1 rRNA gene is annotated in these 471 nt (G+C 51.2%); it reads left to right on the forward strand.

The annotated features are described in order from the left end of the window. A 16S ribosomal RNA gene (locus tag ACTHSL_RS13000) occupies positions 1–471 on the forward strand; the annotation flags it as partial.

Here is a 471-nt window from a genome sequence, read left to right on the forward strand (position 1 = left end):
GTATAAGAGACAGCCTACGGGTGGCAGCAGTGAGGAATTTTCCGCAATGGGCGAAAGCCTGACGGAGCAATACCGCGTGAAGGAAGACGGCCCGTGGGTCTTAAACTTCTTTTCTCAAGGAAGAACAAATGACGGTACTTGAGGAATAAGCACCGGCTAACTCTGTGCCAGCAGCCGCGGTAATACAGAGGGTGCAAGCATTGTCCGGAATGATTGGGCGTAAAGCGTCTGTAGGTGGTTTTTAAAGTCGACTGTCAAATCCCAGAGCTCAACTTTGGCCCGGCAGTCGAGCACTTAAAAGCTAGAGTATGGTAGGGGTAGAGGGAATTCCTTGTGGAGCGGTGAAATGCACAGAGATAAGGAAGAACACCAGTGGCGAAGGCGCTCTACTGGGCCATGACTGACACTGAGAGACGATAGCTGGGGGAGCGAAAAGGATTAGATACCCCAGTAGTCCTGTCTCTTATACAC

Source organism: Neisseria sp. P0008.S010, from assembly GCF_051962715.1.
Classification (GTDB): domain Bacteria; phylum Pseudomonadota; class Gammaproteobacteria; order Burkholderiales; family Neisseriaceae; genus Neisseria; species Neisseria elongata.